The sequence below is a fragment of the Streptomyces sp. SCUT-3 genome, from assembly GCF_014083985.1.
In the GTDB taxonomy this organism is placed as follows: Bacteria; Actinomycetota; Actinomycetes; order Streptomycetales; family Streptomycetaceae; genus Streptomyces_H; species Streptomyces_H thermolineatus.
On sequence record NZ_CP046907.1, the window covers coordinates 180981 to 196909 of the forward strand.

Annotated in this window: 17 protein-coding genes, 1 pseudogene and 1 riboswitch; of the genes and pseudogenes, 10 read left to right on the forward strand and 8 right to left on the reverse strand. The window is 74.4% G+C overall.

The annotated features are described in order from the left end of the window. Positions 1-360 precede the first annotated feature (360 nt). Both GQS52_RS00845 and GQS52_RS00850 read right to left on the reverse strand, forming a co-directional pair. Positions 361-756, reverse strand: a complete 396-nt coding sequence (locus GQS52_RS00845; RefSeq protein ID WP_182311193.1) for a DUF732 domain-containing protein — start codon at positions 754-756, stop codon at positions 361-363. 145 nt (positions 757-901) lie between these two features. After that, a complete protein-coding gene (locus GQS52_RS00850; RefSeq protein ID WP_182311194.1) occupies positions 902-2125 on the reverse strand; it encodes an acyl-CoA dehydrogenase family protein in 1224 nt (407 codons plus the stop codon). Positions 2126-2557: 432 nt separating this feature from the next. Between GQS52_RS00850 and GQS52_RS00855 the strand changes: the two genes are divergently transcribed. Continuing rightward, positions 2558-3205 (forward strand): TetR family transcriptional regulator, encoded by a 648-nt coding sequence (locus GQS52_RS00855; protein WP_182311195.1) that lies wholly within the window; start codon positions 2558-2560, stop codon positions 3203-3205. Between the two features lie 134 nt (positions 3206-3339). Here GQS52_RS00855 and def read toward each other — a convergent pair whose 3' ends face one another. Next, positions 3340-3921, reverse strand: coding sequence for a peptide deformylase (gene def / locus GQS52_RS00860; protein WP_182311196.1), 582 nt, complete (start codon positions 3919-3921; stop codon positions 3340-3342). Positions 3922-4217: 296 nt separating this feature from the next. Between def and GQS52_RS00865 the strand changes: the two genes are divergently transcribed. From GQS52_RS00865 to GQS52_RS00885, 5 genes are all read left to right on the forward strand, one after another. Further along, entirely contained in the window at positions 4218-5468 is a 1251-nt protein-coding gene (locus GQS52_RS00865) for a MurT ligase domain-containing protein (RefSeq protein WP_182311197.1), read from the forward strand. Between the two features lie 26 nt (positions 5469-5494). After that, a complete protein-coding gene (locus GQS52_RS00870) occupies positions 5495-6223 on the forward strand; it encodes a glutamine amidotransferase (RefSeq protein WP_182311198.1) in 729 nt (242 codons plus the stop codon). Between the two features lie 89 nt (positions 6224-6312). Next, positions 6313-7338, forward strand: a complete 1026-nt coding sequence (locus GQS52_RS00875; protein ID WP_182311199.1) for a 6-phosphofructokinase — start codon at positions 6313-6315, stop codon at positions 7336-7338. Between the two features lie 136 nt (positions 7339-7474). Then, positions 7475-8455, forward strand: coding sequence for a cytochrome c oxidase assembly protein (locus tag GQS52_RS00880; protein ID WP_182316134.1), 981 nt, complete (start codon positions 7475-7477; stop codon positions 8453-8455). Positions 8456-8583: 128 nt separating this feature from the next. Continuing rightward, a complete protein-coding gene (locus tag GQS52_RS00885) occupies positions 8584-8742 on the forward strand; it encodes a hypothetical protein (protein WP_182311200.1) in 159 nt (52 codons plus the stop codon). A 45-nt stretch (positions 8743-8787) separates the two neighbouring features. On the opposite strand, the gene GQS52_RS00890 is transcribed toward GQS52_RS00885, so the two are convergent. Beyond that, positions 8788-9207 carry an SSI family serine proteinase inhibitor gene (locus GQS52_RS00890; RefSeq protein ID WP_182311201.1) on the reverse strand — a complete coding sequence of 140 codons (420 nt, stop codon included), beginning with the start codon at positions 9205-9207 and terminating at the stop codon, positions 8788-8790. A 282-nt stretch (positions 9208-9489) separates the two neighbouring features. Then, positions 9490-10637 (reverse strand): annotated as a pseudogene (locus GQS52_RS00895) (phospholipase D-like domain-containing protein). 303 nt (positions 10638-10940) lie between these two features. Here GQS52_RS00895 and GQS52_RS00900 point away from each other — a divergent pair. Further along, positions 10941-11654: a PIG-L deacetylase family protein gene (locus GQS52_RS00900; protein ID WP_182316135.1), complete on the forward strand. Its 714-nt coding sequence runs from the start codon at positions 10941-10943 to the stop codon at positions 11652-11654. 87 nt (positions 11655-11741) lie between these two features. On the opposite strand, the gene GQS52_RS00905 is transcribed toward GQS52_RS00900, so the two are convergent. Further along, the gene (locus tag GQS52_RS00905) at positions 11742-12071 is read right to left on the reverse strand and encodes a type II toxin-antitoxin system Phd/YefM family antitoxin (RefSeq protein WP_182311202.1); all 330 of its coding nucleotides are present in this window, start codon (positions 12069-12071) and stop codon (positions 11742-11744) included. Between the two features lie 84 nt (positions 12072-12155). Here GQS52_RS00905 and GQS52_RS00910 point away from each other — a divergent pair, with 84 nt between their 5' ends. The 3 genes from GQS52_RS00910 to GQS52_RS00920 all read left to right on the forward strand — a co-directional run bounded on the left by GQS52_RS00910 (position 12156) and on the right by GQS52_RS00920 (position 14030). Continuing rightward, positions 12156-12761 carry an ATP-dependent Clp protease proteolytic subunit gene (locus tag GQS52_RS00910; RefSeq protein WP_182311203.1) on the forward strand — a complete coding sequence of 202 codons (606 nt, stop codon included), beginning with the start codon at positions 12156-12158 and terminating at the stop codon, positions 12759-12761. 6 nt (positions 12762-12767) lie between these two features. Continuing rightward, positions 12768-13073, forward strand: a complete 306-nt coding sequence (locus GQS52_RS00915; RefSeq protein ID WP_182311204.1) for a hypothetical protein — start codon at positions 12768-12770, stop codon at positions 13071-13073. A gap of 314 nt (positions 13074-13387) precedes the next feature. Continuing rightward, positions 13388-13543: riboswitch (cyclic di-AMP (ydaO/yuaA leader) on the forward strand. Positions 13544-13547: 4 nt separating this feature from the next. Next, positions 13548-14030, forward strand: coding sequence for a C40 family peptidase (locus tag GQS52_RS00920; protein WP_182311205.1), 483 nt, complete (start codon positions 13548-13550; stop codon positions 14028-14030). Between the two features lie 46 nt (positions 14031-14076). Here the strand turns inward: GQS52_RS00920 and GQS52_RS00925 are convergent, their stop codons facing one another. Together GQS52_RS00925 and GQS52_RS00930 are read right to left on the reverse strand one after the other, a co-directional pair. After that, the gene (locus GQS52_RS00925; protein ID WP_182311206.1) at positions 14077-14511 is read right to left on the reverse strand and encodes an ATP-binding protein; all 435 of its coding nucleotides are present in this window, start codon (positions 14509-14511) and stop codon (positions 14077-14079) included. 232 nt (positions 14512-14743) lie between these two features. After that, on the reverse strand, positions 14744-15892 hold the full coding sequence (locus GQS52_RS00930) for an 8-amino-7-oxononanoate synthase (protein WP_182311207.1): 1149 nt from the start codon (positions 15890-15892) through the stop codon (positions 14744-14746). Positions 15893-15929 lie beyond the last annotated feature (37 nt).

A 15929-nucleotide genomic window follows, 5' to 3' on the forward strand; every position in this document is an offset into this window, starting at 1 on the left:
GTTCCGGCTCCGGGAGCGGCGGCTCGGGCTCCGGGCCGGGCCCCGGGCCGGGCGTGGGCATGGGGGGCTCGGGCTCGGGCGGCACCGGCTCGGGCACCGGGGTGGGCACCGGGTTCGGCGGTGTCGGCGCCGGCATCGGCGGTGGTTGCGGGATCACGCCGCCGGGCGCGGGCCGGGCGGCACCGGCGGGCACGGGCCGGGCGGGCGCTGGTTCGGTGGGCACGGTGTCCTCCAGGCGCGGTCGCGTACGGGTCGCGGTGCGCCTACCCGGGGAGTTCCCGGGGATGCCGCGACCGGTCACCCGCACGGGAACGCCACCGGGGCCGGGGCGGGGCCGTCGCCGTCCGGTGCCGCCGGGCCCTACTCCTGGGGGCACAGGGTGGTCCGGGCCGCGGTGACGAAGGCCGAGGCCTTGTCCCGGCTTGTGCCGAGGGCCTCGGCCGTGCCGTCCCGCACCGTCCCCTCGTCCTCGCCGCGGGCCAGGTCCTCGCAGGCGGTGCGCGCCTGCTCGACGGACTTGTCCTCGTCCGCCGCCAGGCCGCCGTCCACCAGGCGCAGCGCGGCCAGGAACGCCTGGCGCCGCGCGTCGTCGAAGGAGGGGACGGACGAGGGCAGGGTGCTCACCGGGGGCTGCGAGGCCGGGGACGAGGCGGGCGGCCGCGGCGCGGGCTCCTGCTGCGACTCCCCCGCGCACGCGCTCGCCCCGGCCAGGGCCAGGGCGCAGACGACGACGGCGGTGGCTGCGGTTCGTTTCACAAGGTCCTCCCACGGCGGCGGACGGGTCCGGAGAGGATCGTCCCGCATCGGGGGCGGACTGCACAGCGGTACCGCGGAAGCGGTGCGCGCCGCGGCGGACCCGTCCGGGCCCGCGGCGGCGCGCACCGCCCCGGGGCGGCCGGGGTCAGCGGATCGGCATGCCCGAGATCGTGCGGGCGATGACCAGGCGCTGGATCTCGCTGGTGCCTTCGAAGATGGTGTAGATCGCGGCGTCGCGGTGCATGCGCTCGACCGGGTACTCGCGGGTGAAGCCGTTGCCGCCCAGGATCTGCATGGCGGAGGCGGTGACCCACTTGGCGGTCTCGCCCGCGTACAGCTTGGACATCGACCCCTCGGCCGCGGTGAACGGCTTGCCCGCCGTGGCCATCCAGGAGGCGCGCCAGACCAGCAGCCGGGCCGCGTCGATGCGGGTGCGCATGTCGGCCAGGGTGAACGCCACCCCCTGGTTGTCGATGATCGGACGGCCGAACTGCACCCGGGTCTTCGCGTAGTCCAGGGCGACCTCGTAGGCGGCGCGGGCGATGCCGACGGCCTGCGCGCCCACCGCGGGGCGGGACGCCTCGAAGGTGGCCATCGCGGCGTTCTTGACCCGCTCGCCGCCGCGCTGCCGCTCCCGGGCCCGGGCCAGGCGCTCGTCGAGCTTCTCCTTGCCGCCGAGCAGGCACGAGCCGGGGACGCGGACGCCGTCGAGCACCACCTCGGCGGTGTGCGAGGCCCGGATCCCGTGCTTCTTGAACTTCTGCCCCTGCGACAGGCCCGGGGTGTTCGGCGGGACGATGAACGACGCCTGGCCGCGTGTGCCCAGCTCCGGGTCGACCACGGCGACGACCACGTGGACGTTGGCGATGCCGCCGTTGGTGGCCCAGGTCTTGGTGCCGTTGAGCACCCACTCGTCCTTGGCCTCGTCGTAGACCGCGCGGGTGCGCATCGCGCCCACGTCCGAGCCCGCGTCCGGCTCGGAGGAGCAGAAGGCCGCCACCTTGACGTCGTCGGGGGTGCCGAACATCTGCGGGACCCAGGTGCCGATCTGCTCCTCGGTGCCGTTGGCCAGCACGCCGACCGCCGCGAGCGTGGTGCCCACGATGGACAGGCCGATGCCCGCGTCGCCCCAGAACAGCTCCTCCATGGCGACCGGGATCCCGAGCCCGCTGGGGTCGAAGAAGGCCTGCGCGTAGAAGTCCATGGAGTACAGGCCGACCTTGGCCGCCTCCTGGATCACCGGCCAGGGCGTCTCCTCGCGCTCGTCCCACTCGGCCGCCGCCGGGCGGATGACGTCGGCGGCGAATCCGTGGATCCAGTCGCGCACGTCCTTCTGGTCGTCGCTAAGCTCGAGCGTGAAGTCGCCCATTGTCCCCTCCACCTGCTTGTTACCTGCGGTAACAGTACCTTCTTACCGGTCGGCGAGGAATGTCAACCCGCCCACGGCCCCGGAGGGCACCACCGGCCACCGCTGCCCGGGAAGAGGTTCCGGCGACGGGGCGACGGGAGGCCGAGGCACAGCCGCATTCGACCGGTCGGTCGCAGTCGCGTTCGGTCAAAGGACTGCCGCCCGGCCGGGCCCCGCGGGTGCCCCCGGATTTCTCCACGGAACGACCGGCAATGCCCGCCGATCGCGGGAATTCGCGGGAAAACCCTGAAGGCTTTTCGGAGGCAGGCCCCGGGACGCCGGCCACCTGGGAAAACCGAGGAAATCAATGGCATTTACGCAGGTAGGAGGCATGATCACCCGGAGTGTGTTACGTTGCGCCACGTGGGAATTCGGACGGGCGGGGAGGCTCGGGTGGAGACCAGTCACCGACTGGACCAGCAGGAAGCGGCAGAGCGCCGCCGCAAGGAGCTCCTCGAGGCCGCGGACCGGGTCGTACTGCGGGACGGTCCCGAGGCGTCCATGAACGCGATCGCCGCGGAGGCCGGCATCACCAAGCCGATCCTGTACCGGCACTTCGGGGACAAGGGCGGCCTCTACCGCGCGCTGGCCATCCGCCACACCGACGCACTGCTGGCCACGCTGCGCGCCGCCCTCGACGCGCCCGCCCCCACCCGCCGCGACCGCGTCGAGGCGACCCTGAACGCCTACCTCGACGCGATCGAGAGCCGCCCCCAGGTCTACCGCTTCCTGATGCACCCGGCCGAGGGCGCGGGCGAGACCGACAAGGGCTTCGACGTGGGCCGGCACTCCGCACCGGTGCTGCGCAGGCTCGGCGAGGAACTGGCCGTCGTCATCGCCGAACGGGTCGACCTGGACGCCGAGGACGCCGCGCTGGCCCGCGTCTGGGGCCACGGGATCGTGGGCATGATGCACGCCGCCGGCGACTGGTGGCTCGGCGAACGGCCCGTCTCCCGGGAGAAGCTGGTGCGCCACCTGGCCGACCTGCTGTGGGGGCGGCTGGCCGAGGCCGGGGACCGCCCCGGCGGCCCGGTGTTCTGACCGACCCTCCCCCGCGGGACCCCGGCCCCGACTCCCGGCCCAAACTCCCGGTCCCGGCCCGGACCCCCGGTCCCGGCGGATCCCTTCGGCGGCGGCGCTCCCGTCCCCGCCGGTCCCGCCCGCCCGGCACCGGCTCAGCGGTACGGGCTTCCCGGGGCGCCCGGGAGCACCCTCTCCGAGCCCGCCCACGGGGCGCGCCGCGCCGCTCTCAGGGCACGCCTGCGGCGCAGGCCGGCGAGCCGGTCGGTGAACAGGCCGCCGTCGAGGTGGTCGCACTCGTGCTGCAGGCAGCGGGCGAAGAACCCGGTGCCCTCGACGCGCACCGGCGCGCCGGACAGGTCCTGGCCGACCACCACCGCACGGTCGTACCGGGGCGTGGACGCGCGCACGCCCGGCAGCGACAGGCAGCCCTCGGTGCCGGCGACGACGACCCCGTCGGCCTCCACCAGCCGCGGGTTGACCACGTACCCCAGGTGGCGGCGGTCCTCGTCGTCGGGGCAGTCGTGGACGAAGACCCGCACCCCTTCACCGATCTGGTTGGCCGCCAGCCCCACCCCGTCGGCGGCGTACATGGTGGCGAACATGTCCTCCACGAGCCGCGCGAGGCGGTCGTCGAAGACGGTCACCGGGGCGCAGGGCGCGGTGAGCACGGGGTCCCCCGGCAGCAGGATCGCGCGGACGGACCCGGAGCTGCCCGGGATGGCGGCGTGTCGCATGGGCGCAAGCCTATGTGCGCCCCCGGGCGGCACACGGGGACGGGTGTACGGGCGGCGTACGGCCGGAGTACGGGCGATGTACGGGCGATGTACGGGCGGAGCGGGCGGATCGGACGGCCCGGGGGCGCCCCGGGGGTGGTTCGGGAGCGGCCCCGGGACGGGCGGAAGCACGCTCCGGCACCGGAACGCGAAGTCTCCGGACGGCGCCGGGATTCGGGCAGGTGGGCCGGAGTCGATAGGCTGCTCCGCGGCGGCCGCGGGGCAGGCGGCGCCGGATGCGAGGAGGAGCACTGACGATGGCAGGCAACATGGCCCCAGGGCCGGATTCGCTGTCGCCGCGGGCCAAGCTCGCGGTGACTGCGGGCAGGACGGCGGCGGCGATCTCCCGGGCGGCGGGCCGCGGGAGCGGCTCGGTGATCGGCGGCCGCGTCGCGCTCCGGGTCGACCCGGACCTGCTGTCGCGGCTGGCCGGCCACCTCGAGGTGGTCCTGGTCTCCGCGACCAACGGCAAGACCACCACCACCAGGCTGATCGCCGAAGCGCTGCGCGCGGGCGGCAAGGTGGTCTCCAACGCGCTCGGCGCCAACATGCCCGCGGGCATCACCTCCGCCCTGTCCGGCGGCTTCGACGCCCGCTTCGGCGTCATCGAGGTGGACGAGAAGTACCTGGTCTCGGTCGCCGAGGACGTCCGCCCCAAGGCGATCGCGCTGCTGAACCTCTCCCGCGACCAGCTCGACCGCGCCGCCGAGACCCGGATGATGGCCGAGAACTGGCGCGAGGGCCTGGCCGGCACCGACGCCGTCGTCGTGGCCAACGCCGACGACCCGCTGGTGGCGTGGGCCGCGTCCTCCTGCCCGACGGTGGTGTGGGTCGCGGCCGGGCAGATGTGGAAGGACGACGCCTGGTCCTGCCCCTCCTGCGGCGGTGTGCTCCAGCGCCCGGGCGACGACTGGTTCTGCGAGGAGTGCGGCTTCCGCCGCCCGATGCCGACCTGGGCGCTGTCCGGCGACTACGTGCTCGACCCGAACGGCACCGCCTGGCCGATCCGGCTGCAGCTGCCCGGCCGGGCCAACAAGGCCAACGCGGCCTCCTCCGCGGCGGTGGCCGCCGTCTTCGGCGTGCAGCCGGAGGTGGCGCTGGAGCGGATGTACTCGGTGGCGGCGGTGGCCGGCCGCTACGACGTCGTCTCCCACCTCGGCCGCGACCTGCGGCTGCTGCTGGCGAAGAACCCCGCCGGCTGGCTGGAGACGTTCTCGCTGATCGACGGCCCGCCCGCGCCGGTCATCCTGTCGGTCAACGCCCGCGGCGCCGACGGCACCGACACCTCGTGGCTGTGGGACGTCGACTACACCAGGCTCGCCGGCCACCCGATCTTCGTCCTCGGCGACCGCAAGCTGGACCTCGCGGTGCGCCTGGAGGTCGCCGGCCTGGACTTCCGCGTCTGCGAGGACCTGGGCGAGGCGGTGCGCTCCGCGCCCGCGGGCCGGATCGAGGTCATCGCCAACTACACCGCGTTCCAGGACCTGCGCCGCCAGGTCGGCAACTGACGCCCCGGAAGGTACCGAGAGAGACCATGAGCGACTCCAGCCTGCGACTGGTGTGGATCTACCCCGACCTGCTGAGCACCTACGGGGACCAGGGCAACGCCCTGGTGGTGGAGCGGCGCGCCCGGCAGCGCCGTCTCAACGTCACGCGGATCGACGTGCGGTCGGACCAGCCGGTGCCGACCTCCGGCGACATCTACCTGATCGGCGGCGGCGAGGACCGGCCGCAGCGGCTGGCCGCCGAGCGGCTGCGCCGGGACGGCGGCCTGCAGCGGGCCGTGGACAACGGCGCGATCGTCTTCTCGGTGTGCGCCGGCTACCAGATCCTGGGGCACGAGTTCGTCAACGACCTGGGCCGCCCCGAGCCGGGCCTGGGCCTGCTGGACGTGCACAGCACCCGCGGCGAGGGCGCGCGGTGCGTGGGCGACGTGCTGGCCGACATCGACGAGCGGCTGAACCTGCCGCCGCTGACCGGCTTCGAGAACCACCAGGGCGTCACCCACCTGGGGCCCACGGCGCGGCCGTTCGCCAAGGTCAGGTTCGGCCGGGGCAACGGGACCGGGGACGGCACCGAGGGCGCGTGGAACGACACCGTCTTCGGCACCTACATGCACGGCCCGGTGATGGCGCGGAACCCTCAGATCGCCGACCTGCTCATCAAGTTGGCCCTGGACGTCAACGCCCTGCCCCCGGTCGACGAGACGTGGTACGAGGCGCTGCGCGACGAGCGGATCGCCGCGGCCACGGCGGCGACCTGAGTATGTTCCGCCTTGTAACATAACCTTCGTCAATCCATCCGGACGACGTGGTCCGGCCCCCCGGTCGAGTCGCGAAGGTAGTTGGGGCAATGCGTATAGGCGTGCTGACGTCCGGGGGCGACTGCCCCGGTCTGAACGCGGTGATCCGCTCGGTCGTGCACCGGGCGGTCGTCGACCACGGCGACGAGGTCGTCGGGTTCCTCGACGGCTGGCGGGGGCTCCTGGAGTGCGACTACCGCCCCCTCGACCTGGAGGCGGTCGGCGGCATCCTGGCCCGCGGCGGCACGATCCTGGGCTCCTCCCGCGTCCAGCCCGCCCACCTGCGCGACGGGGTGGAGCGAGCCCGGGAGCACGTGGCCGACCTGGGGCTGGACGCGGTGATCCCGATCGGCGGCGAGGGCACCCTCAAGGCGGCCCGGCTGCTCTCCGACGCCGGGCTGCCGATCGTCGGCGTACCCAAGACGATCGACAACGACATCGCCGCCACCGACGTCACCTTCGGCTTCGACACCGCCGTCGGGGTGGCCACCGAGGCGCTGGACCGGCTCAAGACCACCGCCGAGTCGCACCAGCGGGTGCTCATCGTGGAGGTCATGGGCCGGCACACCGGGTGGATCGCGCTGCACTCGGGCATGGCCGCGGGCGCGCACGCCATCGTGGTCCCCGAGCGCCCGTTCGACATCGAGGAGCTGACCGAACTGGTCGGCAAGCGGTTCGCCGCGGGCAAGCGGTTCGCCATCGTGGTGGTCTCCGAGGGCGCCAAGCCCAGGCCCGGCACGATGGCGTTCGACGAGGGCGGCAAGGACGTCTACGGCCACGAGCGGTTCGCCGGCGTGGCGCGGCAGCTGTCCGCGGAACTGGAGCAGCGCCTGGGCAAGGAGGCCCGCCCGGTGATCCTGGGCCACGTCCAGCGCGGCGGCACCCCGACCGCCTACGACCGGGTGCTGGCGACCCGCTTCGGCTGGCACGCGGTGGAGGCGGTGCACGACGGCGCCTTCGGGATGATGACCGCGCTGCGCGGCACCGACATCACCCTGGTCCCGCTCGCCGAGGCCGTGAAGACCCTCAAGACCGTTCCCGCCGAGCGCTACACCGAGGCCGAGTGCGTGCTGTGAGCGCGGGCCGCCGACGGCCTTCCCCTCAAGAACCGCCCCCGGCCGGGCCCCCGGCCGGGGGCGGTTCTAGGCTGGTGCGGGCACAAGCCCTGCGAAACGGCGCATTGCGGCGCGCACGACGGGAGAGATGACGGCCATGGACCACAGCGGGCACGGCATGCCGGGGATGGACCTGCCGCCCTTCACCCTGGGGCGGGGCCTCGCCTTCAGCCCCGACCTGTTCTGGCTCACCGGCTGCCTGGTCGCCCTGCTCCTCTACGGGTGGGCCGTGGCGCGGCTGCACCGGCGCGGCGACTCCTGGCCGGTCAACCGGACGGTCTGGTTCGTCACGGGTGTGCTGACCGTCGTGCTGGTCACCTGCACCGGGCTCAACGACTACGGCATGGTCATGTTCAGCGTGCACATGGTGCAGCACATGATCATCAGCATGCTCTCCCCCATCATGATCCTGCTCGGCTCCCCGGTGACGCTGGCCCTGCGGGCGCTGCCGTCCGCGGGCCGGGGCCGCAAGGGGCCGCGCGAGCTGCTGGTGGCGCTGCTGCACAGCCGCTACATGCGGGTGATCACGCACGCGGGGTTCACCATCCCGATGTTCATCGCCAGCCTGTACGTGCTCTACTTCACCCCGCTGTTCGACTTCCTGATGGAGAGCAGGACCGGTCACATCGTGATGATGGTCCACTTCCTGGCCGTGGGCCTGTCCTTCTTCTGGCCGATCATGGGCGTGGACCCGGGGCCGAACCGCCCGGGCCACGTGATGCGCATGCTGGAGCTGTTCATCGGGATGCCCTTCCACGCGTTCTTCGGCATCGCCTTCATGATGTCGTCCGCGGTGATGGTGGACACCTTCGCGAACCCGCCCGCCTCGCTGGGCATCGACCCGCTGGCCGACCAGCAGGCGGGCGGCGGCATCGCCTGGGCGTTCAGCGAGATCCCCACGCTGGTGGTGCTGCTGGCACTGATGGCCCAGTGGTCGAAGTCGGAGGCCCGCAGGGCCAAGCGTTCGGACCGGGCGGCCGACCGCGACGGGGACGCCGAGCTGAACGCCTACAACGCCTACCTGGCCTCCCTGGAGGCCCGCAGCCGCGACGCCGGCCTGTCCGGCAGCTCCGGCTGAACCCGGCCCCGCCCCGGCGGCACGCCCCCCGCGGCCCCGGTTCCCGCCCTCCCGGCGGGAACCGGGGCCGCGCGCTGTGGCCGCGCCGCCGTCCGCGCGCCACCATGGGAGCAGGGAGGAGGGCGACGATGCCTGTTTCCTTGAAGGCCATGACGGTGCTCACCCTGGTGACCCTGGTGGTGCTGTCGCTGTACAGCGCCGCGGTCGGCGGCAACGGCTGGCTGTGGTTCGCCTGGGTGGTGCTGGGAGCCGCCACGGCTGCCGCGGCGACGACCCCCCGAAGCTGAAGGGCGGCGCCGGCCGCGGAACACGCGGGGGCGCCGCCCGGGCCGTCAGAAGCGGAAGACCGGGCCGGTCGCGGACTCGAGCTCGCAGGCGTTGCCGTAGGTGCGCCGCCATTCGATCCTCCGGCCGCGCCAGGTGCCGGTGGCGGCGGCCGTCACCGGGTCGTGCACGGCCGTGCACATGCCCGCTCTCCCGCGCAGCGCGCCGAAGTCGCCGCGGGCCCTCTCGATCGCCGCGCACGCCCGGGCGGCCCGCGGGTGCCGGCCGCCGGGCGGCCTGCAGTCCAGCTCCACCCCGCGCCACCAGGTGCGCTCGCTTCCGGAGACGCTGAGCTGCAGGTGGTCGGCGGCCTGCGGGCCCGCGCCCGGCGCGCGGTCCGCCGCCGCGGCAGGGCCCGGGGCGGCGGGGCCGGCAGCCAGGGCGGCGAGGAGCGCGAGGGGTGCGGCGAGGGTACGGGCGGCGTTCAACGGTGCCTCCGGGCAAGAGGGCGGGCGGACGTGTGCGCCCCATGATCAGCCGCCGCGGTCCCGGGGGAACGGCTCGCGGTCCGCGTCACCCGGAAGGCCGTGCCGGTTCATCCGTCGGGCGGACAACCGGCCGGGCACCGCCGACCGGTTCGGTGGCCGCTCGCTGCGCTGCGCACCGCGAGGAGCGCGGTCCGCTGCTCACCGCGTGCGGGAGGGCGGACGGTTCGCGGGCCGGTCCGGGCAGGTGGCCCGCACGGCGCCGGTCCACCGCGGCCGCCGGGGTCACAGGAAGCGCCGGACGGGCGTGACGGCCGCCTCCAGGAGCCGCTGGGGAAGGGCGCGTCTGCGCCAGCGGCGTTCCTCGATCGGGTCGCTGAGGGCCGCGTCCTCCTCGAAGTGCTCGTCCAGGCGCGCGGTGAAGTCGTCGTCGATCACCGCGAGCATGACCTCCTCGTCGTGGTCGAGGGAGCGGCGGTTGAAGTTGGTGGAGCCGATCAGGGAGGCGATGCCGTCCACCGTGAGGATCTTGGCGTGCATCATCGTCGGCCGGTAGTGCAGGATCCGCACGCCGCAGGCGAGCAGGTCCTCGTAGAAGTTCTGGCCGGCCAGCTGGCAGACCCGCTTGTCGGTGTGCGGGCCGGGCAGCAGGATCTCGACCTGCACCCCGCGCCGCGCGGCCGCGCACAGCAGGTCGACGAAGTAGGCGTCCGGGGCGAAGTACGCGGTGGCCAGGCGCAGCCTGTGCTCCGCCGACTCCAGGACCACGCGCAGCAGTGTCTGCATGTCCTGCCAGCCGAAGCTGGCCGACCCGCGGACCACCTGGACGACGGCGCCGCCCTCCTCGCCGTCGCGGGGCACGTGCTGGACGAACCGGTCCCGGTCGTCGAACAGGTCGGGGCGGCACTCGGCCCAGTTCTGGGCGAACGCCGCCGCGATGCCGTCGACCGCGGGGCCGCGCACCTCGACGTGGGTGTCGCGCCACTCCCCCGGGTTGCGGGCGTCGCCGCACCACTCCTCGGCGATGCCGACGCCCCCGGTGAAGGCGACCTCCTCGTCCACGACCAGCACCTTGCGGTGGCAGCGGTGGTTCTGCTTGAACGGCGACAGCCACAGCGGCTTGCGGAACCAGGCGACCTCGACGCCGGCGCCGTCCATGAGGTCGAGCAGGTCCTTCTCGATCAGCCGGCTGCCGAAGCCGTCCAGCAGCAGGCGCACGCGCACCCCGCCCGGGCCCGGTCGGCCAGCGCGCGGGCGAACCGCCGGGCTATCTCCCCGCGCCAGTAGACGAAGGTCATCATGTCCACGGTGTGGCGGGCCGCCTCGACGGCGCCGAGCATGGCGGGGAAGATCTCGTCGCCGTTGCGCAGGGGGACCAAGGTGTTCCCCTCGGTCGCCGCGATGCCGATGAGCCGTTCCAGGCGGCGGCGCATGCGCTGCCGCGGGTCGCCGAGTACGGGGGCCGCGGCGCCCTGTTCCGGTCCGTTCGCCTGCACGGTGGTCATCGTCGTCGTTCCTCCTGCGGGGTCGGCCCGGTGCACGACCGGACACGGCCGCCCGGACGGGCGGCCACCAGGCACGTTCCCCAGTTCGATTTTTCCATTCCCCCCGTGCCCCGGTGTGCCCCCTGTCCGCCGGCCGGGAAGGGGTGGTTCGGGGGCCGTCGCCGCACCCACGAACCGCACCCACGAACCGCACCCACGACAGGAGAGAGCCATGGCCGGAGAACTCGCCCGCTGCCCGGGGACTGGCAGCGGGCCCTGGCGGTCGCCGCCCATCCCGACGACCTGGAGTACGGTGCCGCGTCCGCGGTCGCCGCCTGGACCGGCGAGGGCAAGGAGGTGTCCTACCTGCTGGCCACCAGGGGCGAGGCCGGCATCGACGGCCTGGAGCCGGACAGGGCCGCGCCGCTGCGCGAGCGCGAGCAGCGGGCCAGCGCCGCGGTGGTGGGGGTGTCCTCGGTGGAGTTCCTCGACCACCGCGACGGGGTGATCGAGTACGGGACCGCGCTGCGCCGGGACCTGGCCGCGGCGGTCCGCCGCCACCGCCCCGAGCTGCTGGTGACGGTCAACCACCGCGACACCTGGGAGCAGGGCGCGTGGAACACCCCCGACCACCGGGCGGTGGGCCGGGCCGCCCTGGACGCGGCGGCGGACGCGGGCAACCGGTGGATCTTCCCCGAGCTGCTGGACGAGGCGGGGCTGCAGCCGTGGGACGGGGTGCGGTGGGTGGCCGTGGCGGGTTCCCCGCGGCCCACGCACGCCGTGGACGTCACCGGCACCCTGGAGCGCGGCGTGCGGTCGCTGATGGAGCACCGCGCCTACGTCGGGGCGCTCACCGACGAGGACCCCGAGCGCTACTGCCGGGCCTTCCTGGAGGGGACCACCGGGGGCGCGGCCGGCCGGTTCGGCGGACGCCCCGCGGTGGCGTTCGAGCTCTTCCCCCGCTGAGGGCTCCCCCGCCCGCCGCCGGGCGGCCGCGGGCGGGGCGGAGGGGCGGCCGGTGCGCGGACGGGCGGGGCGCGCCGGGCGGGGCGCTCAGCGTGCGCCGGGGCGCCGGGGGCCGTCCTCGCCCCGGCCCGGGGCGCCGTCCCCGGGGGCGGGGTCCCGGCGGTGGGCGGCGATGCCGAAGCGCCGCTGTTCGCCCGGCGCGGAATCCACCGGCCGGAAGGCGGAGACGGTGCTGATCACCTGATCGTCCTCCGCCGGGTCCGGCTCCTGGAGTCGTTCCAGGTCGGAGGCGGAGACGAGGGCGACGAGCGGTTTGCCGTGGCGGGTCAGGACCACGCGCTCACCGCCGTAGACGACGCGGTTGATCAGCTCGGCGAGTTCGGCTCGGGCTTGCGTCACGGGAATCTCGTGGGCCATGCTCCCCATCATACGTTCTGTACGTCCTGTACATTTTGACGTGCGGGGGCGGTCCTGCCCCCGCGCCAGCACCGGAGGTGCCCGATGCAGCGCCCTGCCGCCCGCCACGTCCTGCCGCAGTTCACCGAGCGCACCCCGCAGGGGGTGCGCACCCTCGACCCGTACTCCAAGCTCCTGGAGGAGCGCATCGTCGTCCTGGGGACGGTCGTCGACGACACCGCCGCCAACGACGTCATGGCGCAGCTGATCCACCTGGAGGGGGCCGCGCCGGAGCGCGACGTCTCCCTGTACATCAACTCCCCCGGCGGCTCGCTGACCGCGATGACCGCGATCCTCGACACCATGCAGTTCGTCTCCTGCGACGTCGCCACCGTCTGCATCGGCCAGGCCGCCTCGGCCGCCGCCGTGCTGCTCGCCGCCGGGGCACCGGGCAAGCGCCTGGCCACTCCCGGGTCGCGGGTGCTGATCCACCAGCCCTCCCTGGCCGAACCGGTCCGGGGGACGGCCGAGGAGCTGAGGATCCACGCCGGGGAGATCGCGCGGCAGGCGCGGATGCTGGAGGACCTGCTGGTGCGTCACACCGGCGGGAGCCGCGAGCGGGTGCGTGCCGCCCTGGAGCGGGACACCGTGCTGGACGCGCAGGAAGCACTGCGCCACGGGCTGGTCGACCACGTCGTCTCGAAGCGGTGAACCGCCGTGCTGCCCGAACTCCCTCCCCTGCCGGCCCTGACCGGCGCCGAGGCGGAGGTGATCGACCGCTTCCTGGAGGTCGTCGACCTCCTCGGAAGGGCCAACCCCGCCCGCAGCCGCGACACCTACTCGGCCCTGCGCGCCGCCCAGGCACTGCCGGGACGCGCGGCGGCGCTGCGCGACGCGCTCGAACTGATGCACCGGCGCGGGGAGCGCGAACTGCACACCGCGACCATGGCCCGCGCCCTGCGGGTGCTGGACGCGGAACGGCGCACCTCGTCGGTGACCCTCCCTCCCCCGCACCCCCGTTGAGAGCACATCAGGTAACCCTTTCGGTGATGATCGAACCGACACACCGACAACGGGAGTGCATGAATTCGCGCCCGGGAGGTTTGATCACGCGAATAAAAAAGCGCTGGTGAGAGCGGTTTCCCGTCACCCGGGAGCGGCTCGTCGCCGTCGGCCGGCCACCCGATCGGCCCGGGGGCGGACAGAAATCACCTGAATCCCCCTCCACTCGAATACGGGCACATTCACGAGCGACGATCACCAGCGACGACAAGCCCCCGTCACCACGGCGGGGCGGTCCGGGCGGACGCCGAGTCCTGCCGCCGCACCGGACGACAGATCGACACACCTCGAATCGGCAGGAACGGAGGACCCGGCACGGCGGGGCCGCCCGTGAGGGACGGCTCCTTGGGGTGAAGCCGCGTCAGCGGCCGGGCAACTTCGCCGGCCCGAACCCGACAGGCAATCCTTCGCAGGCGGATGACGAAGGGCTCGTGCATGAGTGCACGCACTGTTCTTCCCGCTCTCCCCCCGCTGCTCACCAGGGCGGGCGCGGCCTCCGCGGTGGCCGCTGCCGTCCTCGCCGGCTCCGTGCTGGTGCCCGGGGCCGCGGCCGAGGCCGAGGCGGCGGGCGTCTCGTCCAAGGCACTGAAGGTCGCGGCCTCGAAGAAGGGGTCCCCCTACCGGTGGGGCGGCGCGGGACCGAACCAGTTCGACTGCTCGGGGCTGATCCTCTACGCCTACAAGAAGGCCGGCAGGTCCCTGCCCCGCACCGCGGCCGCCCAGTACACCAGGGCCCGGCACATCTCCAAGAAGAGCCGCAAGCCCGGTGACCTGGTCTTCTTCCACGGCAGGGGCCGTGTCTACCACGTGGCCCTCTACGCGGGGAAGGACCGCGTCTGGCACGCCGCCAAGCCCGGCACTCGCGTGAAGAAGGAGAGGCTGTGGACCACCAGCGTCTCCTACGGGCGGGTGCGCTGACCCGCGGGGAGCCCCGCGGCCGGGCGGACGGGGGCGTCCCGGTGGCTCAGGAACCACCGGCGGGGGACGTCCAGGGCAGGAGAGCCCACACCGTCTTGCCGCCCCCGGCGGCCGGGGCGGCGCAGAACCTGCCCCCGGCCGCGGCGGTCAGGGTGCGGACGATCAGCAGTCCGCGGCCGTTGTCCGGGCGGTCCGGGCGGGAGGGCCTGCGGGGCAGGCGCGGGTGACCGTCGGTCACCCCGATCCGCAGCCATGCGTCGCGCTCCAGCCGGACCTCGACGGTGAGGACGGGCGAGCGGCCCCGGGTGTGCTGGACTGCGTTGGTGGCCAGTTCGGAGACGATCAGCCGCACGACGTCGGCCTCCTCGGACCGCTCGGACAGGCCCCATCCGGCCAGGACTCCCGTGACGTACCTGCGGGCCGTGCCGACCGAGGCCGGATCGCTCGGCAGGGTGACGGATGCTTCCCTGAGGTGTGCCACGGCGACGTCTCCCTCTCCCGCCGGACCCGCGCCGGGCAGGACGCGCCCGGCTCCGGGCAGCAGGTCCCGCGCTCACCGCGGACACGGGGAGGACGCGGCTCCGGACGGCTGCCCCGGCCCCGGCGTGCCCCTCATCGTGCACGCGGGGGGACCCGCCCACAAAGACACGCACACATCTGTCGCCCGATGCGGTGAACGTTGGTGTGAGCGGTCGCGCGGCGCGGTCCGGACCTCACCGGACGCGGGGCGCGGTGGCGGCCACCGTGCCCACCACCGTGCGCAGTTGGGCGTCGGTCAGGTCGGCCCGCGCGGTCAGCCGGATCCTGGAGACGCCGTCGGGGACGGACGGCGGCCGGAAGCAGCCCACGGCCAGCCCCGCGGCCCGGCAGTCCGCCGCCCAGCGCACGGCCGCCTCCGGGGACGGCGCGCGCACCGAGACCACCGCCGCGTCGGGCTCGCAGACCTGCAGCCCCTCCCCGGCCAGCATGCGCGCCGTCTCCCGGGCGACCTCCCGGGCCCGGGCGGCGCGCTGCGGCTCGGCGCGGGCCAGGCGCAGCGCGGCGAGCGCGCCGCCGGCCGCGGCCGGGGCCAGAGCGGTGTCGAAGATGAACGTGCGCGCGGTGTTGACGAGGTGGCGGATCACCCGGGCGGGGCCGAGGACCGCGCCGCCCTGGCTGCCCAGGGACTTGGACAGGGTGGCCGTGACCACCACGTCGGCGTCCCCGGCCAGTCCCGCCGCCGCGGCCGCGCCCCGGCCGCCCTCGCCCAGGACGCCCAGGCCGTGCGCGTCGTCGACCAGCAGCCCCGCGCCGGCGGCCCGGCACACCCGGGCCAGCGCGGGGAGGTCGGCGGCGTCGCCGTCGACGGAGAAGACCGAGTCGGTGACGGCCACCGCCGGCCCGCCGTGGACGGCGAACTCCTTGGCCGCCGCCAGCGGGTCGCGGTGCGGGACGACCGCGGTGCGGGCCCGGGAGAGCCGGCAGCCGTCGATCAGCGAGGCGTGGTTGTACGCGTCGGAGACGACCAGGGTTTCCGGGCGGGCGGTGAGCGCGGTGACCGCGGCGAGGTTGGCGGCGTAGCCGGAGGCGAGGACGAGGGCGGCCTCGAAACCGCAGAAGTCGGCCAGTTCGGACTCGAGTTCGGCGTGCAGTTCGGTGGTGCCGGTGACCAGGCGCGAGCCGGTCGAGCCGGCTCCCCAGCGCAGGGCGGCATCGGCCGCGGCCCGGGCCACCGCCGGGTGGCGGGTCAGGCCCAGGTAGTCGTTGCCGGCCAGGTCCAGCAGCGGCGACGCCGCGGGACGGGGCGTCAGGGTGCGCAGCAGTCCCGCCCGTCGGCGGGCCTCCGCCTGCTCGTCGAGCCAGTCGAACGGATGGGTGTGCATGACTCGTCCCGGTGGTGTGCGGCGAAGTGTTCCCCTG